This window comes from Halogeometricum rufum, from assembly GCF_900112175.1.
Taxonomy (GTDB): domain Archaea; phylum Halobacteriota; class Halobacteria; order Halobacteriales; family Haloferacaceae; genus Halogeometricum; species Halogeometricum rufum.
This window is the reverse complement of sequence record NZ_FOYT01000001.1, coordinates 405,700-428,896: the sequence shown is the minus strand read 5'-3', so window position 1 is coordinate 428,896 and position 23,197 is coordinate 405,700. Positions and strand designations below refer to the sequence as shown.

At 60.7% G+C, this 23,197-nt stretch carries 29 protein-coding genes; 20 read left to right on the top strand and 9 right to left on the bottom strand.

Annotation, left to right across the window (positions count from 1 at the left end; all coding sequences use genetic code 11):
* Positions 1-299: 299 nt before the first annotated feature.
* Positions 300-923, bottom strand: coding sequence for a site-specific integrase (locus BM310_RS02215; RefSeq protein WP_089804200.1), 624 nt, complete (start codon positions 921-923; stop codon positions 300-302).
* 332 nt (positions 924-1,255) lie between these two features.
* On the opposite strand from BM310_RS02215, the gene BM310_RS02210 reads away from it, so the two are divergent.
* From BM310_RS02210 to BM310_RS21185, 5 genes are all read left to right on the top strand, one after another.
* Entirely contained in the window at positions 1,256-1,672 is a 417-nt protein-coding gene (locus tag BM310_RS02210; protein ID WP_089804198.1) for a DUF7522 family protein, read from the top strand.
* Positions 1,673-2,026: 354 nt separating this feature from the next.
* Complete coding sequence (locus BM310_RS02205) at positions 2,027-2,815, top strand: DUF4386 domain-containing protein (RefSeq protein ID WP_089804193.1); 789 nt, start codon at positions 2,027-2,029, stop codon at positions 2,813-2,815.
* A 701-nt stretch (positions 2,816-3,516) separates the two neighbouring features.
* Positions 3,517-4,353 (top strand): alpha/beta fold hydrolase, encoded by an 837-nt coding sequence (locus tag BM310_RS02195; RefSeq protein WP_089804189.1) that lies wholly within the window; start codon positions 3,517-3,519, stop codon positions 4,351-4,353.
* 361 nt (positions 4,354-4,714) lie between these two features.
* Complete coding sequence (locus tag BM310_RS02190; protein WP_245778417.1) at positions 4,715-5,803, top strand: hypothetical protein; 1,089 nt, start codon at positions 4,715-4,717, stop codon at positions 5,801-5,803.
* Between the two features lie 246 nt (positions 5,804-6,049).
* The gene (locus BM310_RS21185) at positions 6,050-6,217 is read left to right on the top strand and encodes a hypothetical protein (protein ID WP_177232511.1); all 168 of its coding nucleotides are present in this window, start codon (positions 6,050-6,052) and stop codon (positions 6,215-6,217) included.
* 443 nt (positions 6,218-6,660) lie between these two features.
* Here the strand turns inward: BM310_RS21185 and BM310_RS02185 are convergent, their stop codons facing one another.
* From BM310_RS02185 to BM310_RS02165, 6 genes are all read right to left on the bottom strand, one after another.
* Positions 6,661-7,335: a class I SAM-dependent methyltransferase gene (locus BM310_RS02185; protein ID WP_089804187.1), complete on the bottom strand. Its 675-nt coding sequence runs from the start codon at positions 7,333-7,335 to the stop codon at positions 6,661-6,663.
* Between the two features lie 277 nt (positions 7,336-7,612).
* Positions 7,613-7,882 (bottom strand): hypothetical protein, encoded by a 270-nt coding sequence (locus tag BM310_RS02180; protein ID WP_089804185.1) that lies wholly within the window; start codon positions 7,880-7,882, stop codon positions 7,613-7,615.
* Complete coding sequence (locus BM310_RS21180; RefSeq protein WP_177232510.1) at positions 7,879-8,052, bottom strand: hypothetical protein; 174 nt, start codon at positions 8,050-8,052, stop codon at positions 7,879-7,881. The genes BM310_RS02180 and BM310_RS21180 overlap by 4 nt, the downstream gene beginning before the upstream one ends.
* A 156-nt stretch (positions 8,053-8,208) precedes the next feature.
* Entirely contained in the window at positions 8,209-9,165 is a 957-nt protein-coding gene (locus tag BM310_RS02175; protein WP_089804183.1) for a zonular occludens toxin domain-containing protein, read from the bottom strand.
* Positions 9,162-9,743 carry a hypothetical protein gene (locus tag BM310_RS02170; RefSeq protein WP_177232509.1) on the bottom strand — a complete coding sequence of 194 codons (582 nt, stop codon included), beginning with the start codon at positions 9,741-9,743 and terminating at the stop codon, positions 9,162-9,164. The genes BM310_RS02175 and BM310_RS02170 overlap by 4 nt, the downstream gene beginning before the upstream one ends.
* Entirely contained in the window at positions 9,736-10,011 is a 276-nt protein-coding gene (locus BM310_RS02165) for a hypothetical protein (protein ID WP_089804178.1), read from the bottom strand. The genes BM310_RS02170 and BM310_RS02165 overlap by 8 nt, the downstream gene beginning before the upstream one ends.
* 170 nt (positions 10,012-10,181) lie before the next feature.
* Between BM310_RS02165 and BM310_RS21690 the strand changes: the two genes are divergently transcribed.
* From BM310_RS21690 to BM310_RS02090, 13 genes are all read left to right on the top strand, one after another.
* On the top strand, positions 10,182-10,700 hold the full coding sequence (locus BM310_RS21690) for a hypothetical protein (protein ID WP_245778416.1): 519 nt from the start codon (positions 10,182-10,184) through the stop codon (positions 10,698-10,700).
* 59 nt (positions 10,701-10,759) lie between these two features.
* The gene (locus BM310_RS02155; protein WP_089804176.1) at positions 10,760-11,194 is read left to right on the top strand and encodes a hypothetical protein; all 435 of its coding nucleotides are present in this window, start codon (positions 10,760-10,762) and stop codon (positions 11,192-11,194) included.
* Positions 11,191-11,490 carry a hypothetical protein gene (locus BM310_RS02150; RefSeq protein WP_143105093.1) on the top strand — a complete coding sequence of 100 codons (300 nt, stop codon included), beginning with the start codon at positions 11,191-11,193 and terminating at the stop codon, positions 11,488-11,490. The genes BM310_RS02155 and BM310_RS02150 overlap by 4 nt, the downstream gene beginning before the upstream one ends.
* Entirely contained in the window at positions 11,490-12,095 is a 606-nt protein-coding gene (locus BM310_RS02145) for a hypothetical protein (RefSeq protein ID WP_089804172.1), read from the top strand. The genes BM310_RS02150 and BM310_RS02145 overlap by 1 nt, the downstream gene beginning before the upstream one ends.
* 6 nt (positions 12,096-12,101) lie before the next feature.
* Positions 12,102-12,971 carry a hypothetical protein gene (locus tag BM310_RS02140; RefSeq protein WP_089804170.1) on the top strand — a complete coding sequence of 290 codons (870 nt, stop codon included), beginning with the start codon at positions 12,102-12,104 and terminating at the stop codon, positions 12,969-12,971.
* Complete coding sequence (locus tag BM310_RS02135; protein WP_089804168.1) at positions 12,971-13,429, top strand: hypothetical protein; 459 nt, start codon at positions 12,971-12,973, stop codon at positions 13,427-13,429. Before BM310_RS02140 ends, BM310_RS02135 begins: the two co-directional genes overlap by 1 nt.
* The gene (locus tag BM310_RS02125; RefSeq protein WP_177232508.1) at positions 13,429-16,626 is read left to right on the top strand and encodes a hypothetical protein; all 3,198 of its coding nucleotides are present in this window, start codon (positions 13,429-13,431) and stop codon (positions 16,624-16,626) included. The genes BM310_RS02135 and BM310_RS02125 overlap by 1 nt, the downstream gene beginning before the upstream one ends.
* Positions 16,626-16,880, top strand: a complete 255-nt coding sequence (locus BM310_RS02120) for a hypothetical protein (RefSeq protein WP_089804164.1) — start codon at positions 16,626-16,628, stop codon at positions 16,878-16,880. Before BM310_RS02125 ends, BM310_RS02120 begins: the two co-directional genes overlap by 1 nt.
* Entirely contained in the window at positions 16,877-17,152 is a 276-nt protein-coding gene (locus BM310_RS02115) for a hypothetical protein (protein WP_089804162.1), read from the top strand. Before BM310_RS02120 ends, BM310_RS02115 begins: the two co-directional genes overlap by 4 nt.
* A 2,656-nt stretch (positions 17,153-19,808) precedes the next feature.
* Positions 19,809-20,177 (top strand): hypothetical protein, encoded by a 369-nt coding sequence (locus tag BM310_RS02105; protein ID WP_231751401.1) that lies wholly within the window; start codon positions 19,809-19,811, stop codon positions 20,175-20,177.
* Positions 20,174-20,467, top strand: a complete 294-nt coding sequence (locus BM310_RS02100) for a hypothetical protein (protein WP_089804158.1) — start codon at positions 20,174-20,176, stop codon at positions 20,465-20,467. Before BM310_RS02105 ends, BM310_RS02100 begins: the two co-directional genes overlap by 4 nt.
* Positions 20,467-20,718 carry a hypothetical protein gene (locus tag BM310_RS02095; protein WP_089804156.1) on the top strand — a complete coding sequence of 84 codons (252 nt, stop codon included), beginning with the start codon at positions 20,467-20,469 and terminating at the stop codon, positions 20,716-20,718. Before BM310_RS02100 ends, BM310_RS02095 begins: the two co-directional genes overlap by 1 nt.
* A complete protein-coding gene (locus BM310_RS02090; RefSeq protein ID WP_089804154.1) occupies positions 20,715-21,065 on the top strand; it encodes a hypothetical protein in 351 nt (116 codons plus the stop codon). Before BM310_RS02095 ends, BM310_RS02090 begins: the two co-directional genes overlap by 4 nt.
* Here BM310_RS02090 and BM310_RS02085 read toward each other — a convergent pair.
* Entirely contained in the window at positions 21,025-21,411 is a 387-nt protein-coding gene (locus BM310_RS02085; RefSeq protein ID WP_089804152.1) for a hypothetical protein, read from the bottom strand. The two genes, BM310_RS02090 and BM310_RS02085, sit on opposite strands and share 41 nt — an antisense overlap.
* Before the next feature lie 180 nt (positions 21,412-21,591).
* Positions 21,592-21,837, bottom strand: a complete 246-nt coding sequence (locus BM310_RS02080) for a winged-helix domain-containing protein (protein WP_089804150.1) — start codon at positions 21,835-21,837, stop codon at positions 21,592-21,594.
* A 317-nt stretch (positions 21,838-22,154) separates the two neighbouring features.
* Between BM310_RS02080 and BM310_RS21815 the strand changes: the two genes are divergently transcribed.
* Entirely contained in the window at positions 22,155-22,985 is an 831-nt protein-coding gene (locus BM310_RS21815; RefSeq protein WP_394328037.1) for a helix-turn-helix transcriptional regulator, read from the top strand.
* On the top strand, positions 22,985-23,122 hold the full coding sequence (locus tag BM310_RS21175; RefSeq protein ID WP_177232507.1) for a hypothetical protein: 138 nt from the start codon (positions 22,985-22,987) through the stop codon (positions 23,120-23,122). The genes BM310_RS21815 and BM310_RS21175 overlap by 1 nt, the downstream gene beginning before the upstream one ends.
* The last annotated feature ends 75 nt before the right edge of the window (positions 23,123-23,197 follow it).

Here is a 23,197-nt window from a genome sequence, read left to right as displayed (position 1 = left end):
TGAAAATCAATAGTTCCCGCATCACCGATTGGAACTTCAGGAGATAGCGGAAAGGTCGTTCTATCCGATTTGGCGGCTATTGAAGCATAACAGTACACTATCGGCTATCGGAACCACCGGATGCCAGTAGAACTATACAAGAGAGGGATGAGCTTCGAGAACTCTAATCAAGCAGGTTTCAGCAGAGGATATATTTCGATTCTGACTCATTCGAAAATGAAGACTTCGGTAGATGCACCGTGCTTCACCTCTGTGCGAGAACGCCCGTGTACGCACACACTGTGCGCTTCTGGTTCTAATTATGAGATAGGTAGGTGGTCCATCGCGCTCGCTGTCACATGATCTGGGACCGGGCCAAGGTAGTTGCGACGGAACGTTTCGCGGCCGGAGTCGGTCATCGCCCAGCCGCCCCACGCCATCGTCAGCTCCTCGGCGATCGGGACGCCCTCGAACGCCAGCGAGTAGAAGGTGTCCGTCGCCCAGGTGCGTCGGAGGTCGTGCATCCCGAGGTCGTGCCAGCGATCGTCCTCGAGGACGTCGGCGAGTTCGTCCCGCGCTTCTCCGATCCAGTCGCGGAGTGACCTGGTGGAGACATCGATGATGGGTTCATCGGCGCGAAGCCGAGCAGCGGACTTCAGATACTTGACTCGCTCTCGGAGGTCGCGCGAGACTGGCGTCGACCGCGTCCCAGTCTTTCCATCCGGGACTGTGAGGCGCCACTTGTCGTCGCCGCCGTCGAGGCGCTCGAAGTGTCTCGGTTCGACGTTCCGAACCTCGTCGCTGCGGAGTCCGGTCAGCGCGAGGTCGAGGGCGATGCGACGTCTCGGGTAGTCCTCGTCGACGCAGTCGAGGAGCCGCTGCTGCTCGGCTCGCGAGAGCCAGAGACGACGACCAGACTTTGACGGGTATGGACGGGTTTGCATGGTTCCGGTAATCGTAGTTATCTCTATTTTCCGGAACCTTAGCTAGTTCGGTCGCCTCGATCTCCACCCGAATCGGGGGGGTTTGGCGTCCTCGAGGACCAGTCGGTTACGAGAATGGACCATTCTCGGAAACACCTGTCCCAACTAGATTTGCTCCATTGACTGACACGAACATCGTGCTACATACAAAGGGTGGATCTCGCTCGGAGGCCTTGTTTATCCCAAGCTGTCAGCGCTGAACTATCCATCAAGTATCACGTTCATATCGGACGCTTCCTATGGAGTTATTTAGTCTTAAGAGAATAGCCTCATTCGAGGGTTGATAATTCAATATGCCAAAAGAATCTGCTAATCGTCTGGTAAATTATCTCGAAAAGCAAGCAGGCCCATATTTCCGCGGAGCAATCCACTATTCTGAAGATGAGTATTATGTGTTATATCTGCGAGACGACGTAGATTCTCTATACTCAAACGAGAAGATGGAGGAGCTGGTACAGTATTACCGGAAGGAAAATCAGTATCAGACTTCTGAGGAGCCGTTCGAACTCGGAAATAACCATTGTACTGTGAATTTTTACGACGACGCGATACTATTCCATTTCACACAAGGAGACAGGCTCGGTACTGTAATCACCCTTGAACCGGAAGCAGGCCGAGATATTGTCGGATTCATCACAGAGTGTCTAAAACAGTTACACTATAACTCTCCACAGGAGATCCCCGAAGCACCGACGTGGTTGGGTGAATGACGCTCTCGTGTCGCATTCATTCTGTCTCTATCCGCTCAGTACTGCTTAGCCTGTGAGTGTCTCGTGACTGACTCGCGCGCTGTATTCAGCACGCTTTGCAGTATCTATCAAGAGATAGTGACACCAGCAGAGGATCTCCGGGAGTAGGTAATTCTCGGAAGTACCCGTCTTAACTGCATGCTCCACTGACTGTCACGAGCGTCGTACTGAATACAGAGAGTGAGTGCAGCATCGTTGAATCTCCAACAGGGTGAACCCCGCCCGGTTCGTGTTAAACCGCATCTGTGAACCAGAGAATCGGTATATGACCGATTTGAGAGATATGGTTATGCGGCTACGTGACCATTGGGAGGGATGGTTGAAACGACAATCAGGTCCGATGAAGGCTACGTCCCAGAGTCGGACGAAGTGAATCTCGCGGATCACTCGGTGCGTCGGGGGAGTCTGATCGCTGGACTCGCACTCCTCGTGATGACGCCGTTAGCGGCGTTTGCCAATTTCGCCGTGTTAGATGCCCTTGTCACGCCGGGAAACGCCGCGCAAACCGCGAGCGCTATTCTGAACGCCGAAGGAACGTTCCGTTTCGCCATCGCGAGTCTCTTCGTGGTCGCTGTGCTCGATCTGACTGTCGCGTGGGCGTTGTATGTGGTGTTCGAGCCGGTTAGCCGCGGAATCGCATTGCTGATGGCGTGGTTTAGAATCGTCTTCGCCGGGATCTTCATGGTGGCAATCAGTCAGCTCACGGGCGTGCTTTCGATATTGACCACTGCCAACTCGGTTTCGGCATTCAGCACGGAGCAGCACTACGCCCAAGCGCTGCTTGGCGTCAACGCCTTCTACGACATCTGGGATGCCGCATTGATCCTCGTCGGTCTCCACCTGGTGCTACTGGGGTATCTTGTGTACCGATCGGGGGCTGTCCCGTCGTATAAGTCCGGGTACGTTCCGAAGGTGCTGGGCGTCCTCTTGGCCATCGCGGGAGTTGGCTACGTAATCGATAGCTTCGGCCGGGTACTCCTCACTGGCTACTCGTTCGAGGTCGCCGCGTTCACGTTCGTCGGCGAAGTCCTGCTGATCTTCTGGTTGTTCATCTATGGGCGGCGTATCGGTCTCGGGGAGAAGGCGGCGTCTATAACGGACTGAATCGAAGCCTTCACCTCATCACGTAACCGATACGTACCCTCTATTCAGCACGCTTTGCAGTCCCTATCAGGAGATAGTGACACCAGCAGAGGATTTCCGGGAGTGGGGGATTCTCGGAAGCACCTGTACCACCTACATTTGCTCCAATGACTGTCACGATCGTCGTGCTGAATACAGAGGATGTAGTCATCACCCACTTGGCCGCCTGAACGTGTAGCTTACCGTATCTGCGTCAACTGTGAGGGTGCCGGCGTCGTGATCCACGACAACCACGACGGTGTCATCGTGCGTGAAATCGTGCAATGGCATCCCAGTCTGGAGCGTCCCATCGCGCGACAATTCGACACGTGCAGAGCCGAAGTCGATATGAATCCGATCATCAGTAGCCGTTACATCACCCGCGCGACCGAATCGACGTAGTTCATCAATCAGTGTCTCCCACTCGTTGAGTTGCACTCGTGGTGTCATCCGTCGTTCAATCGTGATGCCGCGTTCAGGAAAGTCTTGATACGAAATATAGGCCACCGAAGTAACGCGGAGAATTACGAACGATCCACCAACTGGTAAAACACTCGTGCAACATTTAGAGCATGAATTCAGTATCGTTCCGTCTCATCCGTCCCAGTTCACTCATTACCTCCTAACACAATCCGGGCGTGAATATATTACCAGTTCACTTGCCAGCGTCCCGTAGACCAAGCATGGCCAAAGCAACACCATCAGACAACAGCGGAGAAATGGAAACCGTTACGTCCGCAGATGGAACTGAGATTTGGTACGAGCGATCGGGAAGCGGGCCGCCGCTGGTTCTCGTCCACGGGGCGATGATCGATCGGTCGATATGGGACATCGGTAATGTCCGCTCTAGGCTCGCGGAACAGACTACAGTCTACGCCATGGACAGACGGAACCACGGCGACAGCGCGTCTTCTGACGATGCAAGTCCGGACGCACAGATTGCCGACGTGGTCGCGGTCGTCGAGTCGATCGACGAACCAGTCCACCTGCTTGGTCATTCCTCAGGAGCCAACTACGCGTTATGGGCAGCCCTGCGAACCGACAATCTCGCCAGCGTAATCCCGCACGAGCCTGCTGCCCCGCCCGACGAGGACATTAAAGCCGTCCTGAAAGAAACCATGGGGAAGACGATTGCGTTGATAGAAGAGGGGCAGAACGAGCAGGCACTATCGATGGTCGTCAGCGACTTTGCGAAATTCACACCGGATGAACTTACCGAGCTTCGCTCATCACCGGCTTGGGACGCCCACGTGGATATCTTCCATCAGACTCTCCTGCCCGAGTTGGGTGCTGCGGCGGAGTTCGATTGGTGGAACCTCAAACCATTCGAAGAGCTATCCACCCCGACCTTACTGCTCGTCGGCAGTGAGAGCCCCCACAAAGGTTTGGCCGAGCGACTCGACGGAATGATGCCGAACAGTCAACTCGCTACCTTCGAGGGATACGGACATGCAGTACATCTCGTTGCCCCGGACCGCTATACCGATGAGGTGCTATCCTTTATTAGCGAAGTAGACTGAAGGATAAGGATCCTCCACACGACCCCAGTGACGCATTCGAGCCTTCCGAAATCTGAAAGCGCCACTTGTTGAGAGATGATTGATGTCCTGAGTTCCGCGCCCACAACAACGTTACCGCCCCCTGAGCAATCACCACTTTCGTAGATTGAGCCGAATCTCGTGCTGCATTCGCGCCCTGTATTCAGCACGGCCTCAGCAAACCATCAGCGGCTGAGGATTTCAACAGAGCCAAGCGTTCCTGTTTCGAGTCATCGGCTGTGGACGTACCTTTCTTCGAGGCGATAGCGCCATCTGTTCTCTAGTTGTTCAGCTGTTTCTTTGGCGTCGAAAGATATATTTCAGCATACTATAAATTGACTACATGAGGAAGTATCAAGTTCTGGTTTGTTTCCTCGTGCTGTTTGCGGGTTGTAGTGGAGAGGCTGTTCCTCCATCCACTAGCGTCGAATCAGCTACGCAGCCGATAACACCAGAGTCGCAAACAAATTCACCGACTGAGAACACACCAACGCCGGTGAAGACGGTTTCTACAGAGACTCCCACTTCAGAATCACTCACACCCGAACCGCCATCAAATCCGTTTGCCAGCAATACCGTTCGTGTTGGGTACAGAATCGGGGATGATGCACGGAACCGCTCATTTAAGCAGCCTGTCGTTGATGCACTGGCCTTCTGGAATAATCGCTCAGCGGGAAGCTATCGCGTGAACTATACCTATGAACCCGATCCGTCCGAAGCGCAGATTCTGATTCAGTTCGTCGATACGATTAGCTACTGCGACGGGTACGACGATTCAACAGTCGGTTGTGCTCCAGTTCTGGATAAGTTCGATACCGCCGAGGACCCGACGACTGTCCGAGTTGAAGATGACTATGCAGCATCAACCACCCGAGACATCATCATTCACGAACTGGGTCACACGCGAGGGCTTGAGCACTCCAACAGCTACACGATACCTCAGATGAACGCGACGATTGATACGTTGCTTATCCCAAAACCGAATCTCGAAAATCGTTCATACGGCTGGAATACGACTACGTTCCGCGTCTACTTCGACACGGCTGGGACTGTCTCAAGCGTTGAAGAAGACGGGTACCGCCAAGAAATCCGTGAGGGATGGGAGTACTGGACAACAGACACAGATCATCTCAACAAGGACGTTTCCTTCGAGTTCGTAGACAGCCGCTCAGAGTCCAACATCGTAGTGAAAATAGAAGATACAGAGGGGGTGAGATGGCAGTTCTGGGCACTGAATACTGACAGTGATGATTCCCCGGAGGTGTATGAGAACTCGACACTATATGTGGGCGAACGAAATCCGAAGTATATCGATTACAACACGGCACTTGCTCTGGGGTATCTGTTACTCAACGCTGACAACGAGACCGATATGCCGGAACCCTTCGACGGAGATGAGGAGTTTGGCGATACTGACCGCTGGACTGATTGAGTAGTGTTCAAGCGGAGCTGTGACAGACCTACGTGAGGTACTTAGCAAGTCCGCTGAACCTCTCTTCTCGGAAGCATCTCCCGACTAGATTTACTCGAATGACTGTCAGAGCGTCATGGTGAATACAGAGGGTGAGTTCAGCAAGCCATCGGTGTTCGTTCTACTTAATCAGTGATGACACGGCCGTAGATAGCTGGGTGCGTGACTCGACATAGGATATATACTGTATTGTACTGCCTCTATAGTATGAACCTCAGACATCTTCTGTACGGTATTCAGATTCTCCTCGGCCTCGCTCTCGCCATAGCCGGATACGTGGAGGACAATACGCTTACGATAGTCGCATGGTCAGTCGTTGCAATTGTCGGCGCTATTTTACTCTGGAACGACTCTGGCGAGCCTCTCGAAGTATAGCAGCTATACCTCCCATCGAGCTCGGCAGGGGCGAGTGACCGATTTGCGCCCTGTATTCAGCACGCTTTGCAGTATCTGTCAAGAGATAGTGACACCAGCAGAGCGATCTCCGGGGGTAGGTGATTCTCGGAAGTCCGAGTCTCAGCGAGATCTAATATCTGAGCGTGAGAGAAACGCCCCAGTACAGCAGGTAGGCCAGTCCTGCCGCAAGCACGGCTCCGACCGCCCCACCCTGATGGTATCCATAGATCCACGGTCCAAAGGCCATGGCGCCGACAAACAGCCAGACGAATACTCTCGGCGGTTCTGAATACCCTGGACCGAATCTCATCGTTTCATCCTCCCGAGTGGCTGGAACAGCCACACGTAGGCCACGACGACCAGGATGACGACTATGATAACGATTGAGGCGAACTGAAAGACTACACCGGGTAAGTTCTCACTCATCGGCTCTGCCTCCCGATCAGAACGGTCTCCTGCCCTCCGAATCGAGGCGGTATCTTTCGCGTGTGAACGGCCACAATCTGATAGCCAGCCTCCTCGACCGCCGACACGACTCTCCCCGGATTGTAGTCCGAGCCTCCGGGGACAGCGTGATGCTCCACCACGACGGCGCGGGGCGAGAGCCTCGAGGACGAGAGTGCTCGGACGAGGTCCAGTTCGGCGCCGTCGACATCGACAACCAGCACGTCGGGTGAGTCGACACGATCCAGCCGGATCGGGCGGCCGACGTCCTCGCCTCGTGTCAGTCCCTCAGTCTCCACGACTCGATTCCGAACGTTCACTCGGTGACCGACGCCGTTCAGCGTCACCGTCTCCTCTGCTCTCTCGGCGACATCTCTTGCCGCCTCGAAACACGTGACGGTGCCAGAGTGGCCCGCCTGATTCGCTGCGACGACTGACGAGACGCCGTACTCACCGCCGGCGATGACGACGTCGTCGCCGATCGAGACGGTCTCCCGAATCGCATCGAGCAAAGCCGCCTCGTAGTGAGACTTCGAGTCCGCGACTGTCGGCCACGGGACGCGGCCACCTGGAGGCCGTGGAACACGAACCCCCGCAAACCGGACCGTCGGCCACGGCACGACCTCCTCGAGGAGACCTCGAACAGAGGTCATCGATCATCCTCCGTGATGACTACCGACGTAACACTACAGTCAGGACACCGCATGTGCTGACTCGACTTCTCCGAGACCCGCACCGACTCGAGGGCGACTCCACCGTGGTACGCGTGAGCCGCCGCGGCGCCGCAGTGCGGACAGAAACGGAACTGACCAGATGCAGAGCGCGACGAAACCTCGCGAATCCCCGGCCAGACAGACCACACGAAGATACCCGCCACGATCACCACGTGGAGAGCCGTGACTGCCTGAAGCAGCGGGACCGATCCGCCGATCATCGTCGACCCTCCACGTCCTCGAGGGAGATCGTCGACGTCTCTTCGACGCGCAGTACTTCGGTCAGTTCCATCAGGCCCTCGAACCGTCCCGGCGACGTCTTTGTGAACGGGACCTGGATACCGAAGCGAGTGTAGCCTCGATGCTTCTCGCAGTGCGCGTGGAACAGTCCGAGGCTCATCGACGTGTAGCCACACTCGGCACAGCGGAACAGCACGAGCGCGCCGTCGGATTCGTACTCCTCGTGGAATCGATCGAGCAGAGTCATGCTACCACCAGCAGCGCGACGACAGTCACGAACATCCCGCCCGACAGGCCGACAGCAGCGCCGAGCGCCAGCCCGTACCGGAACGCCGAGTCCCGAGACTCCTGCTGCTGAGCGGCCGTCCTCTTGCCGTGCTCATCGACATCGGACAAGCGCATCACGAACACCTCCACGAGGACCGCGTGCAGGCCGCGCTCGCCCGCCGCCTACGCGATGAAACGCCGAAGACCGACCGATTCGACCGACTCGGTTCGACCCCAGTCGCGTATCTCAACTTAGTATAAACACACAGGGGTGTGGGGGTGTGGGGGTGTCGTTCGGACCTCTCCTCACATGACATCGAGATCAGCCTCCCGGACCAGATACTTCTTGATCTGCTTCGACTGCGATTCCGAAACGTTCCAGTCCATCTTCAGCAGGTCCCGATCGAAGTACTCGCCACCAGACGCCTCGCTGATGTAATCTCCGACTCGGTCCTCGTCGAGAATCTCCTGCGCCACCTCCATCGGCGAGAGGTCTTCTTTCTCGTTCTTCGCCTGCTCCGCTTGGATCTGCTCCAGCAGGTCTCCGACGAGACCCTCGGAGTAGTCGTCTTTCGTGTTCTCGTACGCCTCGATCACCTCTGGATCGGGCAGACGGAACTTGATGTGCTTGTACCGCCGGAGGACGCCGTCGTCTCCGATCATCCGGTGGTACTTCTTGTACATCTTCCCGATCTCGTGGTTCGTCTGGATGTACTTGACGCGGGCCTTCGAGATCCCCTCGGCCTCGTTCTTCCCCTCCATCACCATCAGGTGGTGGAAACGCCGCTGGACGTGGTTGTCGATCAAGTCGAAGTCCGGCGCCGTCATGATCGCGCCGTTGTTCTGGTGCCGCCACGTTTGCGTCAGCGCGTCCAGCACCTTGTTGGCGATCGTGTACCAGTCGCGGTTCCCCGCCGCCACGCCCGCCTCCTCGAGGACGATGATCGCACCCTCCGGCAGGTCCTGCGCGGCCAGCTTCAGGAACTCTTCGACGGAGTACGCGACACGGCCGACGTGGAACGTCGGATCGAGGGCCGACGCGAGTCGGAGCGTCGCGTACGACTTCCCCGAGCCAGTCCCGCCGGCGAAGAAGCACATCCAGTTCTCGTTCCACACGTTCATCCGCGGCCACACCTTCCGCCGGAGAATCAGGTTCTCCATCACCGGCTTCGGCATCTCGCTCATGTGGCTCGCGAGATTCTCAGGTGGAGCGTGCGACTCCATCCGGTCGCTGACGTCTACCGTCTCACCCGTCGAGCTCATACGACCTCAGCCTCCGCGTCTTGCAGGTCGATGTCGGGAGCGAACCCGAGTTTCGTCGCCGCCTCGTCGAGGACGCGCGAGATGTCGACCAGTACCTCCGTCTCCAGGACGAGCGGCCGGGTCGTCGTCTCCTCACGCCGACCACGCATCCCGCCGACCACGGTCGTCGTCTCCTCGGTCGCGTCGTCCAGTGACTCCAGCGTATCCAGTCCCTGATGCAGTTCGACACCGACGTACTGGAACGAGTCCGACGCCATCTTCGACTGTGCGTTCTCCGGCGAAACGGCGAGTTCGTCGCCATCCTCCGTCTCGAACATCACCGCCCGAATCCAGTCCTCCGACAGCGTCACCGACTTCCACCACGAGTTGATGATCCCCTCGGTCCGGAGCGGCCTCAGCGCGTGGTAGTACGCGAGAATCGACTGCTGGAACCCCTTCCGAACCTGTCGAGGAACCGCATCGATTTGCAGTCGCGTCTCGATGACATCCGACCGCGCCTGGTGGCACTGGATCTGCGCGTCGTCGATGATCTTCTCTCGCGTCGACTTCCGCATCTCCTCCTCGGCTCGCTTAGACATCCTCGTCCTCCCGCGTGATCAGAATCGCATCCGGGAACGTCCGGACCACGACCTCCGACCCGGCCTCGAGTTCGTGCCAGTCCAGCCCCCACGCCGTCGGGTTGATGTACAGCGCGCCGCCGTAGTCGACGACGTTCCGCGTCTCGCTGCGGAGCGCCTGCGTCTCGAGGTCGCCGACCATCTCCCGAATCAGTTGCTGGATGCAGACCGACTGTCGTTGGCCCATCTGCACGACCGACCGGGACTCCCCTTCCTCCCGGTCAGACATTCTGTCATCTTGTATAGTCTCTACTGACATACAATCACCAGATTCTCCTGATTTGTGTTATACTATCGGGTGGCCATATGGTTCGTCATATGGCTTCTACTCCCTGTAATCCGTATATTACGTCAAAAAACACCCGGAAATATAATACGTAGCATCACATGGTCTGAGATATGTCTGCCATAGTAGCAGATCACCCCGCTCCGGGTGCGCGTCTGGGGCCGGGTGCCACCGTAGTCGACGACACCTCCCTCGAGGTGGAAACCGTCGAAGAAATCGAATCGAACCAGAACGCGAACCCCATCGAGGAGTTCATCGAGAGTACGGACGGCGAGATGCGACCCGCTCTCGAGTACGCTCTCGGAGTGACTCAGCGTCTCGGCATCGAGCCGAAGACCGAGCATCTCGCCGACGACGCGAGCACAACCGCCCGAATCGGCGGGTCGATCATGGTCGTCGCGCAGGGGGTGATCATCGCAGTCGTCGCCCTCATCGTCCTCGGTGCGCTCTACAACACCGAAATCGTCGCCAACCCCCAGTACAACAACACCTGGACGCAGATGTTCGACACCTTCGCCAACTACGGCAGCACCGCCTTCACCCTCATCGGTGTCGGCCTCATCGCCGTCGGCGCGGGCGTCGCCCTCTCCTACTTCGGAGGTATGGGCGGCATGGGCGGCGGCGGTCGGTAACCCCGCACCCCCTCGCACAACCTGCCACCATCCTACCGTTTCACACCACACCCTGAGCCATGACTTCATCATTCATCTCGACGTTCGCCGTCGTCGTCGTCCTCGGCGCACTCGCCATCAGCGCCTTCAGCGTCGGTTACAACACCAGCGCTGAGCAGTTCGACGCCGCCGAGCAGATCACGCTCTCCGACGCCGGCAACCTCGTCGACAAGAGCGACGTCGCCTTCGACTTCGGCGCGAACGTCACAGTCACCTACAACGGATCGACGCTCGAGGAGGGCGTCGACTACCATTGGAACGAATCGACCGGAGAAATCGAACGCCTGAACGGGTCCTCGGTCCCCGACGGCGCATCCGTCAGCATCGACTACCAGTTCAACGCACCTGACGACACCACCAAAGACGTCAACAAGGGCATGGAGGCGACGGGCGCGACCCTCCCGTTCATCGCCCTCGCCGCCGCCGTCCTCGTCATCGCGGGGTGGCTCTCGTGACGCTCCTCGTCGCCCAGCAACTCGGACTCGGGCTCCTCGGACTCGTCGCGCTTCTCTGCGTGACCGTCTGGAAAGGGCACCAGTCCGAGGGCATGTGGGCGCTCCTCAGCCTCATCGCGTGGGGCGTCCTCGCTCTTCGCGGCGGGAGCGTCACCGTCAACACGCAGACCGACGGCCTCGTCACGATCGGCAGCCCCGTTCTTCAGGTCGTCGCGCTCGCCTTCGCGTTCGTCAGTCTCGTCGCCGTCTACGGCGCCATCAGCAAAGAAGCCGCGTCTAACGGGGTGAGAGCCTGATGCTCGGTGGGAAAGACCCCGCCGACGCCCAGCGCGAACTCCAGCAGCAGGAACTCGACGAACGCGCCGAGCAGGAACTCGAACGCGCCGTCACCAACCGCGGCGTCTCCGACGGACCCGCCGTCGACGTGCTGCGCGATATGGAACCCGAGGAACTCCTCGACCGACTCACCAAGACCGACGTCGAGTCCGAGGAGTACGACGAACTCGTCGCCATCCTCAAACCGTTCCTCTCCTCGAGCGAGATGCTCGCCAGTCACGACGAGGACTACTACGACGATCGCAGCCGGCGACTCCTCAACGAGAACCTCGCTGACCGCGTCGTCCGCGGCCGCGAGTACCCCGACCTCTGTGACGGCGTCTTCCGCGAGATCGCCCAAGACATCAACGGCGACAGCTTCCCCGGCGTGCGAAACGACTGGTCCGACGCCGAGAAAGAAGCCATCCGAACCGTCCTCGCCGACGTCCGAACCGACCGACAGTCCCTCGGCGACGGCACCTTCTTCGAGGGACTCACCGAGATGCACGTCTCCCACGAGCGCCTCGGCGAGAGCAAGTCCAACAGCAGCAAGAGCGGCGGCCTCCGGTCGCTGCTCCCCTGGTGATCCACCATGACGAACGACGAACCTCACGACGACCCACTCGAACCGACCGACGCACAGCCGGACGAACAGACTGACCACCCCAGTCGCCTCGAGCAGGCCAAGCGACACATCGACTTCGAGTACGACGACTCCAACGCGAAGCGCGCCGCAGACGGACTCGCCCGCGTTGCCCGCGTGATCTTCGACGGCTGGGCCGTCTTCGCCCTCACCCTCTTCTTCAAGATCCTCAGCTTCGTCCCGAAGTCCGGCGTCCTCGGTGACAAGTTCATCGACGCCGGCTACAAACTCAAGCTCAAAACCACCAGCGCGGACACCATCATCAACGTCATCTACGGCGACGGTATGGTCATCCCACGCGCCGCCGAGTGGCACACCACCGAGAACGAGTATCGTCTCAACGACGGGAAGGCCTACAAGAGCGACCAGTTGACCGCTCCACGCCTCGTCAACGGCAAGTACCCCACCGTCTGGACCCTCGCCGAGGCCGCCGAGATCATGGACCCCATCGCCGCCTACACCGCCGGCCAGCGTCGGCGCGGGAACTACGACCAACACCTCCGCACCGACGGCGCCGGGAAGGACGTCGCCATCCACGCCGAAACCGAAGGCTACGACGGACGCGCCATCTCCTTCCGCGACGCCTACCGGCTGTTCGGGAGCAACGTCTCGCAGGAGGACATGAACCTTCAGGCGACGCGCGCCAAGCTCGCCGAAATCGACTTCTCGACTCGACAGCAGGTCATGATGGTTCTCATCTTCGCCGGCGGCGTCGCCCTCGGCCTCTTCGGACCCGCCCTCGCACAGTCCATCGCCGGCGGTGGTGGCGGCGGCGGGATCGGCGTCTCCCTCCCGCTGTTCCTGGGGGTGCCGTTCTGATGAACCTCGATAAGCTCACCTCGCGGATGGCGCACGACCGCCTCGTCATCGGCTGCTTCCTCGGCATCTTCCTCGTGCTCCACATGGTCCAACTGAACTCGCTCGTCGAGGCCACCCCCCTCGAGGCAGAGACCGTCGAAACTCTCGTCTTCCCATTCGAGATGCTGATGATCCTGCTTCTCGCATGGGTCTTCCGCGGGTTCATGACCTCGCTCTCCGTCGGCATCGAGATTCGAGAGCGGAACACGCTTCTCACCGTCGTCGGTATCGCCGCCTTCGCCGCGATCGGGCTCTCCGCGTTCGAGACCGTCGACATGACCGTGGTCGATAGACTCGCGTTCGGGTCTTTCTTCGGCCTCTACGCGATGTCGCCGATACTCTCGAACACGCCCGAACTCCAGCGCCTCAGCGAGTACCTCGAACGTCGCTTCGGCACTCCTGACGAGGAGGTGGCCTGATGTCGGGCTACATCCCCGGCGCACCCGGGTCCCCCGACGAAGACGACGACAACGACGGCGGAAACTCGGGCTCGTCGTCGGGAGGCGGCGGCTCCGACGACCGCGTCCTCACTCCCGACGATCCCGACGAACCGACTAACACGAAAGGCAGCGGCGGGTCCTCCTCGTCCGGCGCCGACAACGATGGTCGTAGTCGCGGCGGGAGGAGTGGAGGAGGAGGCGGCGGAGGTGGCGGTGGAAGAAACCGCGGTGGAGGCCAAGACCGGTCGGGCGGCTCGTCGTCGGGGGGCGGCGGCTCCGACGATCGCGTCCTCACTCCCGACTCGCCCGATCAACCCACCGACACGACAGGCAGCGGTGGGACCTCCTCCCCGGACTCTGGTTCAACTGGATCATCGTCCTCGGGAGGCGGCGACGACGACCGCGTCATCACACCCGACTCGCCCGACCAGCCCACCGACACCAAGAGTAGCGGCGGGGCCGCATCCGACAGCCGGTCCTCGCCCGACCAGCAGCCCGACGAACCCACGCCCCGCGCGGGCGGTCGCATCCCCGGCGCTCCCGACGACCCGAACGTCGGCAGTTCGCCCGCCCCCCAGCGCCCCTCGAGGCAGCAATCCGGCGGCACCCAGCCCGGTTCGGACGCCTCACAACCCCCGCGCGTCGTCGACCGGAACGAGGAGATCGATCCCTCCAACCCCGCCGTCCAGTACCAGATCAACCAACAGCGCAGGGCGCTCGAGAACCAGTACGACGACCTCGACCAGGACGACTACCAGTTCGTTCTCAAGGAATCGGGGAACGTCGACGTCCGACTCACCGACAGCGGGCGCGACAAGCTCCGCGACCAGGCCGAGATGAACCTCGTCAACGAGCGCGTCCGAAACAGCGTCGACGGCGACGTCCGGTCGACCGACATCCGCGAAGCCACCGAAGGCGGCTACGTCGCGACCGTCCAGACCGCTGACGGACGCACCGTCACCCGACGCTTCGTCTTCAACGAGGACGCCGCCCGCGAGTTCCGCCAACGCGCCGAGGAGCGCAGGAACGCCTCCACCGGCTCGCAGGCCGACCAGACGCTCTCGCCTCGACGAGAGAGTCGCGTGAGTGGCGGCGGTATCGCCACCGACGGCACCGAGGAAGAGTTCCTTCGACAGGGCCAGATGGCCGAGGACGAACTCCTCGAACGCGTCGGTGCCACGGACAACGACTCCGAACTCCCCGAGAGCGTCGCCCGAGAGAAGCGACAGCAACTCGCCCAACAGGCCGGCGTCAGTCCGGACCGCGTCGTGATCACGGGTGCCGAGGGCGGCAACGTTCAGGCTCGCATCCTCTCCGAGAGCGAAGCGCGCAAGAACCGAGAACGCTTCGGCGACATCGACTGGTCGTTCGGGCTCGGTGGCGACGAGGACGAGGTCGAACAGTTCCTCGAGGACCAGTCCGCCGGCTACGACAACTTCGCGAGAGACGTCGTTGACGCCTCCGAGAAGTACGGGCCAACGCAGATCATCACCCGCGAGAGCTACGACGCCGTCGACGACTATCTCCCCGACTGGGCGACGGCCGTCATCGAGAACCAAGAGACTGGACGGACCCGCAGCGAGGAGTTCCAGAGCGGGCTCGTCCAAGGTGCCGTCCAACTCGGGAACGTCCCGCAGGTCGCAAAGGGCGTCCTCGAAGGAGTGGAGTACGCGAAGTTCGCAGTGGACGAGGACAACCAGAAAGTCATCGACCAGACTACTGAAGCCGCCAGAGCCGTTCGCCGGGACTTCGAATCTCAGTTAGAGACCAACCCGGGGAGCACCTCGGGACAGTTCGTGGGATCTCTCGCAGTATCTGTAGGCGGCCTGGGTGCTGCGTCAAAAGCGGGGAAAGCCGCCAAAGCATCAGCAGCGTCCCGATTCGGTCAGAGTAGCCGTGTTGCTCGGTACACTGGAGGTGCTGTTGAGAAAGTTCCTCGCTATGCTGTTCAGCCCGGTGAAGAACTGCTATCCGACACCGCGACGTTCGTCGCCCGCGCTGAACCAACAGGAGTCGGTCAGAAGGTACTCAACCGCGTCCCCGGCGGTCGCATCGACAACGAGGAACTCGCGCTGGCCGCGACGTCGAAGCTCTCACGGACCATCCGCCGTGCGAAGTACGACGTCGTCAACAAGTACGCCGCCGCGGAACGCCGGAAACTCAGGGAGTTCGCCGGTGCCGGAAACGACCGCGGGCAACTCGACCTGACCGGTCCCGACGGCCGTCGCGACGTCGATCGCGTCGACGTCGACCCGGACGTGAACCGACAGTACGACTTCGACCGCGACTTCGTCGGCGAGCAGGAACTCGACCAGGCACAGTACGAACTCCGCGAGTTCGCCGAACAGGAGCAAGACGTCCGGCGCGAGCAGTTGGACGACGTCGAGGCCACCCGCGAGCGAGACGTCGAGGCCGCGCAGGGACCGACCGTCGACGCCGACGTCCTGGAGGAGCGCCGCCGCGCTCGCAGGATGGAACGCGAGAGCCAGTCCCAGTCGGTCCAGCCCGACCAGATGGGCGAAGTGTGGGATTCCTCGCTCCGCCGCATCCCCGAGGACGACCTCCGGCAGAAGCTCGCCAAGCAGACCGGGAGCGACCCGGCCGCCGAGGCCGCCAAACTCCGCCGCCGCGCAGAACGCCGGAGCCTCGACGACGTACGGAGCGCTCGCAGGGCGCGGTCCCGCCGAAACCCGACCGGGATGGAGACCTCCGTCACCGAGGACGCACGGCAGCGCCTCGAGGAAGCCCAGCGTCAGATCGAGGACGTCGGCATCGACACCCGTGCGCGAGAGCGCGAACTGGCCGACTCCCCGGCCGACTACCGGGGCGACGTCGGCGTCCGACCGACCGAACTCGAAGGCGTCGGCGAGACGGAACTCGACCTCACCACCGAACTCGAACGGATGCAGGAACTCGAGCAGGAGCGCCTCCAAGAGATGCAGACGGAGACGCGCGTCGACCCGGTGTACGAGGCTTCCCAGGAGTACGAGCGCGAGACGGAACTCGAACGCGAGTGGGAGCGCGAGCAGGAACGCGAACGCGAGCGCCTCGAGGAAGCCGCGTCCGACCAGAACCTCCAAGACCGGTTCTGGGACACGAGCGTCTGGGAGAACACGTGGGAGACGGGCATCGCCGACATCGATGACCTCTGGAATCAGGAGTTCGGTGGTCGCTGATGGCGACGTTCTACACCTACCTCCAGATCGGGCTCGCCGCCTTCGTCTCGATCCTCCTCCAGGACGTCCTCGAATCGCTCACTAATCCTATGTTCGCGGTCGCCTGTGATCCGAAATGGCCGACCGTCGTCGAGGGCGCGAAGAACTGCCTATACGGCCAGCAGGTCGTGACGTGGTTCTTCTCCATCGTCATCGTCGGCGCGTTCGTGACGGCACTCTCCCGCGCTGTTCTCCTCGGGGGGTCGCCGTCGTGAACCTTCGAACCGTCATCTTCGTCGCGATCGGCGTCGCTCAGGTCGTCGGCCTGATCCTCTTTTTGAACACGGCCGGCGCTGAGGCGTTCGCCGTCGCGGAGTCGCTTCCGTACGTTCAGAACACGTGGGTCTGGGAGCCGCTCCAGCACATCGAGTACGCTGTCTACATCCTCCTCGTCCCCATCTTCTTCATCGATCTGCTGGTCTACCTCGTCGTCTCCTCGGTGACGAGAGAGAAGCAACAGGTCGCACGTATGCGAGGGAGACTATGAAGCGGTCGAGAGTCGTCTCCTTCGCGGTCTTCGCCGTCCTCCTGGTCGTCACCGCTACACCCGTTGCTGCCGCGAACGTGTCTGTCGTCAGCCAGCACACGACCGACTCGGACTTCGAGGACGCTACCATCACCAACATGAGTATCGAGGGGACGGGGGCGGGTGCGAGCGTCGTTCTCGGGGACTCTCAGACCACCGACGGATTCGAGGACGGAAACCTCGACGAATACTCGTCTACAGGCGGCTGGTCCGTGACGTCAACCAATCCCTACTCCGGGCAGTACGCCGCTGAGGTATCCCCGAGCGACGGTAACGACAACCACCTCATCGCCGGACAGATCAGCGACGACCTCACCCTCGAAACGTGGATCTATCTCGGAGACCGTCAGGGCGGCTTCGCCATCTCCAACACGACATCGAGCGACGGATACCAACTCGCGATACATCCCGGACAGAGCCGTCTCGGGATCTACAACTGGACGTCTGGCAACTTCGAGAGCGAGACGACTGCATCCCTGAGCTACAACACGTACTACCGTCTCGCGATCGACTACGACCACTCGACCGGAGACATCGTCTACTACGTCGACGACGACTCATCTCCGCGCCAATCTCCGATCGCATCCACCTCTGCGACTCTGTCTGGTATCGATGGGACGTCCTACGGTCCCTACGCACAGGCTCCGAACTCAGGGAGTGCTACCAGCTACTTCGATGAGTTCCACGATTCTGGATTCACCCCGACGTCCGGGAGCTATCAGTCTCAGCACACGGCTGAACGCGCGACGCAGGCAGCCGTCGACATCGCCGAGTTGACTAACGCGACCGCGACGATTACCGTCACCGACGACGTCTCCGGCAAGACCTTAGCCCAGACGACGGTTTCCTCTGCCGGGAATCACACGCTCTCGCTCCTCGAGCAGGACTCCGACACCATCGACGTCCAGATCGACTTCGAACAGGACGGCGGCACGCCGAGCGTCGTCCTCGACGACGAGAGCATCCTCGCAGAGACTCGTTCTCCGTCGGCCACCAACCCGAGCCCGAACTCCGAGACCCTCGCACAGGAGAACGTCACGCTCTCGGTCGATGTCGCAGACGCTGACTTCGGTGCCAACGGGGACACAGTCGACCTGATCTGGTATCTCAACGGTACGCAGGTCGCCACAGATTCCGTCTCCTCGAATGGGACCGTCATGTACCAAGCGACCGAGTTAGAAGACGGTCCGAAGACGTGGCACGTCGAACTTTCCGACTCGTTCGGGTCCACCACGACGTCTTCGACCTGGTCGTTCGACGTCCAGCACTACTCGCCGTCTATCGAGTCTCTCGATCCCGCCGACAACACGTCCCTCACGACGCGCGATATAACCCTGTCAGCGAACCTCTCCGACACGGACTTCGCCCTCGACGGCGACACGCTGACCGCGGACTTTGTCGTCGACGGCGACGTTGTCGGCACCGACACGCTGAACAGTAACGGGACCGCGAGCGTCTCGTACACGATGGACGGCGGGTCGGCGTCCTGGCACGTCGACGTCTCCGACGAGTACGGGAACTCCGTCGAATCCGAGTCGCGCACCATCCGCTCGCCATCGACGCTCCGCATCGTCAACGTCACTTCTGGTGAACTCATCGACGGCTCCGCGACGGTCACCGCGAAGCTCTACAGCGGCGAGTTGATCTTCGAGAAGGAGACCACCGACGGGACGATCGACCTCACCGGTGTGCCCGTCGACCGCGGCTACATCATCGAGGTCAACGTCGACGGCTACCGATCGCGTACCGTCGCCATCCGCTCGGTCTTCGACCAGGGGAGCGTCTACCTGCTGCCCGAAGGCGAGACCGCAGTCTACCAACAACTCACGCTCAACGACCTCACCGGCGAGTTCGAGCCCGCCGAGACGACGCTCTACATCGAGCGCCCTATCGAGAACAACGGCACGCTCGAGTGGCAGGCTGTCGCCGGTGACACACTCGGCTCGGATGCTGTCTTCAAAACCTACCTCGAGGAGGGCGTCCGCTACCGCCTGATCATCGAGAACACCGACGGTGCCCGACGCGATCTCGGCGCATATGTTGCAGCAGTCAACGGAACGGCTACGCTTGAGGTCGGGCAGATCCGCTGGACCAGCCCTAAGGGCGACACCATCCAGTACGACGCCTACGTCAACGAGTCCTCGAACAACCTCGTCGTCGCGTACGAGGACCCCGAGGACAACACCTCCTCGTTCGACATCGTCATCCACGAACGCGGGAACGACTCGAACATCCTCCTCGACGGGAACCTCGGCGCCGTCAACACCTACCAGTACACCCACCCGCTCACCGGCGGGATGAACGAGACCGACTGGGTCGTCGAGATGACCGTCGAACGGAATCGTACGATCACCATCACTGAGCCCGTCTCCTCGACAGCCGCGATCGAGACCGGCATCCCCATCGACAAGCGCTGGGGGACGCTCGCGGGGATGCTCCTGCTCGTCTGCATCGGCGCGCTCTTCCCCTCGACGCTCGCCCGCGTCGGCGCCGTCGCGGTCGTCGCCATCGCCACTGGCCTCTCCTGGCTCGGCTGGATCTACCTCCCGATGACCTACGTCGGGCTCATGGGCGCGGTCGCGCTGCTCGGGCTCGCTGCTGAATTCGGAGACACGATATGAAAGTCACAGTTCCCATGCTCCTCGTCCTGTCCTTCGCCGTCTCCGGCGCCATCATGGGCGGCTCCGGCTTCTCCGAAGAAGTCGGCGTCCAGCGCGCCACCGGCCTCCAGGACGACGTGGACCAACTCGAAGACGAAACCTCGGAGTATCGCGCAGACCGAGGCGGCGGCTCCTCGTCGTACCTCGGCTTCACCACCACCGCGGTCGGCGCCGTCATCGGGATGTTCAAGTGGAGCCTCATGCTCCCGGTCGTCCTTGCGAACGTCGGATTCCCCGACTGGTTCGCCTACCCGATCGCCATCCCGATCCAACTCGTGAACTACCTCGGCGCCTACCAGATCATCCGGGGGTTCAACATCCGATGAGCGTCGACTGCTGGCTAAATCAGGACGCGCACACCTGCTTCACCGACGGCCTCGCATCCGCCTTCGGCGGCAACGAGCCCGTCTTCGCCATGTTCGTCGTCGCCATCGTCATCATCCCGATGTACGCGAAAACGGGCGACTACATCCTCCCGAGCGTCCTGCTCATCATGATGTCCGCGCTCGCCATCCCCATCCTTCCCGGCGTGCTCGTCAGCATCGCCTGGACGGTCATCTTCATGACCATCGCCGTCGCCGTCTTCACGACCCTCTACAGGACGGTGATCCAGTGATGGCGCTCGTCGAGGACCTCCGTGCGCACGTCACCAAGGACGACCTCTCCGGAAACGAGGTGTTCGGTCACCTCCTCGTGATGGCCGAGTTCGTCCTCCTGGTCGCGATGGTCTTCCCCGCCTCAGGGCACACCGCCGGACTCCTCCCGGCCGACATCGAGTTCGCCATCTCCTCCGCCGCCATCGTCGCCTACGGCGCGCTGAACTGCTCGCTACTACTCACGGCACTCGCACTGGGGGAAACATCGTGAGCCTCCGCACGTGGCTCCTGACGCCCTCCGTCCCGCTCCACGAGTTGACCCACGCCGCGTTCGCTCTCCCCTGGGCCGATGTCGAGGTAGCTCTCGCTGGAGAGAACGCTCGCGTCGAGTTCGACTGGTCTGAGACGACGCCCACCTGGGCCGTCCGACTCGCCCACCTCGCGCCCACGCTCGTCGGCCTCGGCCTGCTGCTCGTCCTCGTCGCGCTGTTCGGTATTCCGACGGCTTCGACACTCGCGCATTTAGCGATTCACGAACTCGGCCTCGTCGTGATCCTCGCGCTCAACTGGGCCGTCTTCACCTATCCGAGCGCAGCAGACCGCCAGCCCTTCGATTAATCGTCCGGCGTACCCACGGCGGACTCTTTCTCAGAATCCAGTCGAGAGATTTCGTCACGGCGATTAGTCCACCGCTGACGACTGCGACTACGACCGCGATCTCGGAGGAATACATCATGAACGGTAGACCGAGGCGAAGGATATCGTCAGTGATTGTGCTAAACAGAATACCGAGAGCACCGTCGTAGGCGTTCAGGAAGCCGAGAATCAGACCGATGATGAAAAAGAGAGCGACCGCGATCGTCGCGAGAGTCCATATAGCAACGATATACAGTATCGAATAGGTAAGTGACAGGCCGACAACTCGATTATCGGCCACGAGTTTCGTTACCGGTCCCGTGGGCATAGCCTACACTCACTCTATTTGACTAATAATCCTTCGCAAGCTCTACTTCCGCCGTTTCCACCACTTTCACTCCGCACCCAAGGCTCGCTTTCATACTCATTCTCCGGGTAGAGAATTTCTGTATGAAGGTAGAATATCTGCAACTACGAGGAGATCTCGAACGGGGTGAATCGTTATCGATTACTCAACCTCGTTCATCTCCGCCTCGCCGTCAAGCCACCGCTTCCCGAGGTCAGTTAGCTCGTAGTACCCATCTGAGTCTTTACTCAGTAGGCCGTGTTCCTCCAGCTTGTTTACTCGGAGGCGAACAGTCGAATATCCGATCTTGTGTCCGTGGCGGTTCAGATTTCGATATAGAGGCTTCGGTGGAAGTTCCATATCGTGCTCATCGAGAAACTCGAGAACCACCGAGTCGTTCAAAGACATCCACCCCGGGCGTGGTCGCATTCGTTCAGCATAGCTATCCTATTTGGGATAGTCGTGTCCGTTCCGGATTTCTGTTGTCTCATATAAGCTTAGATAATAGCTTGTATACGCTAACAGTTAAGACCCCACAGTGTATCGTCGGGAACAACGGAGGCAACTTACAGACGCACCGGTACACCGGTGGTTCAGTCTGTAAAACTGAGCGGACCCCGATGTATGGGCATCGGGTCCGCATAGGCTTCCGTGAAACAGGCACGAAAGCCATGTTGGATACGAACTTCGGAGGTAATCAAGCCCCCGACACGACCGCGGAATTGATGACGAACTGCCCGGTTTGCGGTGCGCGCATCGACGGGTTCAGCGCCCGCGCCCCGGGACGACGGACCGCCGATCCGTGCGGCCACGAACTCGGCTTCCAACCAGCGAGCGAACTCATGTTCCAGAACACCGAGAGCAGCGAGACTGTGGAATCAAACGAGGAGAACCCGAACGCCGGGTGCCGACTCATCACCGACGGCGGCCGTCCAGAGCCCGTCGGAATCATCGAGGAGTTCATCCGCGACAACGTCGATGCGGGCGACTGGTGCGTCTACTCGGCGAAGCGCGTCGCGAAGGAGACCGAACTCACGGGCCAGGAGGCCGGCTACTGGTTCTCGCGAATCGTGGGGGCCGACCCGCGCTTCGACCCGATCGACCTGGAGGACGACGTTCACATCGAGCGGTTCAACACGAACTCCTCGGTCGTCCGCTGGAAGGTCGAACGCTACGAAACGGAGCAAGGGACGAAGCGCCTCGTCGCCGACGGTGGCGTCCGCTGGGGTGACCTGACGGAGTTCCAGCAGCGCTGCCTCCAGGAGGCGATCGCGTTCGAGCGCGCTCACGACGAGCCGCCGATCGGTCTGGACCTGAAGGAGGCGACGTCGGAGTTCTACGAGACGGAGACGAACCACGGCCGTCTGTATCCGAACCTCGATACGCTCGTCGGGTACGGGCTGATCGAGAAGGGTCAGGTCGACCGTCGCTCGAACTACTACGCGCCGACGCCCGCGGGCCGAGAGTTGGTCCGGCGCGCGGCCGAAGACGCTGTCACGCGCGTCCTCGGTGGTGAGGTGTCCGGTATCGCAGTCACCGACGGAGGCGAGAACTGATGGCGTGCGTGGAGTGCGGGTCGCCGGCGCGCGGGCTTCGCTGTCAGACCTGCCGGCGCACGCGTGAGATGGAGGAGTTCTGGGAGTCCGTCGAGTTCGAGGACGACCTCGAGCAGCAGGTGGACGACGATGAGTAGTCTGGAGTGGCCCACCGGGTACGAGCGAACGCCCGCGGAGGAACGGACGCGCTACCCGCACGGGTTTCGCGTCGA

Excerpts from the sequence above, each read along its gene's own strand:
- BM310_RS02135 (WP_089804168.1), top strand. The coding sequence starts at position 12,971 with ATGAACCTCGATAAGCTCACCTCGCGGATGGCGCACGACCGCCTCGTC.
- BM310_RS02085 (WP_089804152.1), bottom strand. The coding sequence starts at position 21,411 with ATGCCCACGGGACCGGTAACGAAACTCGTGGCCGATAATCGAGTTGTC.
- BM310_RS02080 (WP_089804150.1), bottom strand. The coding sequence starts at position 21,837 with ATGTCTTTGAACGACTCGGTGGTTCTCGAGTTTCTCGATGAGCACGAT.
- BM310_RS02215 (WP_089804200.1), bottom strand. The coding sequence starts at position 923 with ATGCAAACCCGTCCATACCCGTCAAAGTCTGGTCGTCGTCTCTGGCTC.
- BM310_RS02125 (WP_177232508.1), top strand. The coding sequence starts at position 13,429 with ATGTCGGGCTACATCCCCGGCGCACCCGGGTCCCCCGACGAAGACGAC.
- BM310_RS21815 (WP_394328037.1), top strand. The coding sequence starts at position 22,155 with ATGACGAACTGCCCGGTTTGCGGTGCGCGCATCGACGGGTTCAGCGCC.
- BM310_RS02210 (WP_089804198.1), top strand. The coding sequence starts at position 1,256 with ATGCCAAAAGAATCTGCTAATCGTCTGGTAAATTATCTCGAAAAGCAA.
- BM310_RS02195 (WP_089804189.1), top strand. The coding sequence starts at position 3,517 with ATGGCCAAAGCAACACCATCAGACAACAGCGGAGAAATGGAAACCGTT.
- BM310_RS21175 (WP_177232507.1), top strand. The coding sequence starts at position 22,985 with ATGGCGTGCGTGGAGTGCGGGTCGCCGGCGCGCGGGCTTCGCTGTCAG.
- BM310_RS02170 (WP_177232509.1), bottom strand. The coding sequence starts at position 9,743 with ATGTCTAAGCGAGCCGAGGAGGAGATGCGGAAGTCGACGCGAGAGAAG.
- BM310_RS02205 (WP_089804193.1), top strand. The coding sequence starts at position 2,027 with ATGGTTGAAACGACAATCAGGTCCGATGAAGGCTACGTCCCAGAGTCG.
- BM310_RS02175 (WP_089804183.1), bottom strand. The coding sequence starts at position 9,165 with ATGAGCTCGACGGGTGAGACGGTAGACGTCAGCGACCGGATGGAGTCG.
- BM310_RS02185 (WP_089804187.1), bottom strand. The coding sequence starts at position 7,335 with ATGACCTCTGTTCGAGGTCTCCTCGAGGAGGTCGTGCCGTGGCCGACG.
- BM310_RS02105 (WP_231751401.1), top strand. The coding sequence starts at position 19,809 with ATGAAAGTCACAGTTCCCATGCTCCTCGTCCTGTCCTTCGCCGTCTCC.
- BM310_RS02095 (WP_089804156.1), top strand. The coding sequence starts at position 20,467 with ATGGCGCTCGTCGAGGACCTCCGTGCGCACGTCACCAAGGACGACCTC.
- BM310_RS02140 (WP_089804170.1), top strand. The coding sequence starts at position 12,102 with ATGACGAACGACGAACCTCACGACGACCCACTCGAACCGACCGACGCA.
- BM310_RS02120 (WP_089804164.1), top strand. The coding sequence starts at position 16,626 with ATGGCGACGTTCTACACCTACCTCCAGATCGGGCTCGCCGCCTTCGTC.
- BM310_RS02155 (WP_089804176.1), top strand. The coding sequence starts at position 10,760 with ATGACTTCATCATTCATCTCGACGTTCGCCGTCGTCGTCGTCCTCGGC.
- BM310_RS02145 (WP_089804172.1), top strand. The coding sequence starts at position 11,490 with ATGCTCGGTGGGAAAGACCCCGCCGACGCCCAGCGCGAACTCCAGCAG.
- BM310_RS02190 (WP_245778417.1), top strand. The coding sequence starts at position 4,715 with ATGAGGAAGTATCAAGTTCTGGTTTGTTTCCTCGTGCTGTTTGCGGGT.
- BM310_RS02180 (WP_089804185.1), bottom strand. The coding sequence starts at position 7,882 with ATGACTCTGCTCGATCGATTCCACGAGGAGTACGAATCCGACGGCGCG.
- BM310_RS02100 (WP_089804158.1), top strand. The coding sequence starts at position 20,174 with ATGAGCGTCGACTGCTGGCTAAATCAGGACGCGCACACCTGCTTCACC.
- BM310_RS02165 (WP_089804178.1), bottom strand. The coding sequence starts at position 10,011 with ATGTCTGACCGGGAGGAAGGGGAGTCCCGGTCGGTCGTGCAGATGGGC.
- BM310_RS21185 (WP_177232511.1), top strand. The coding sequence starts at position 6,050 with ATGAACCTCAGACATCTTCTGTACGGTATTCAGATTCTCCTCGGCCTC.
- BM310_RS21690 (WP_245778416.1), top strand. The coding sequence starts at position 10,182 with ATGTCTGCCATAGTAGCAGATCACCCCGCTCCGGGTGCGCGTCTGGGG.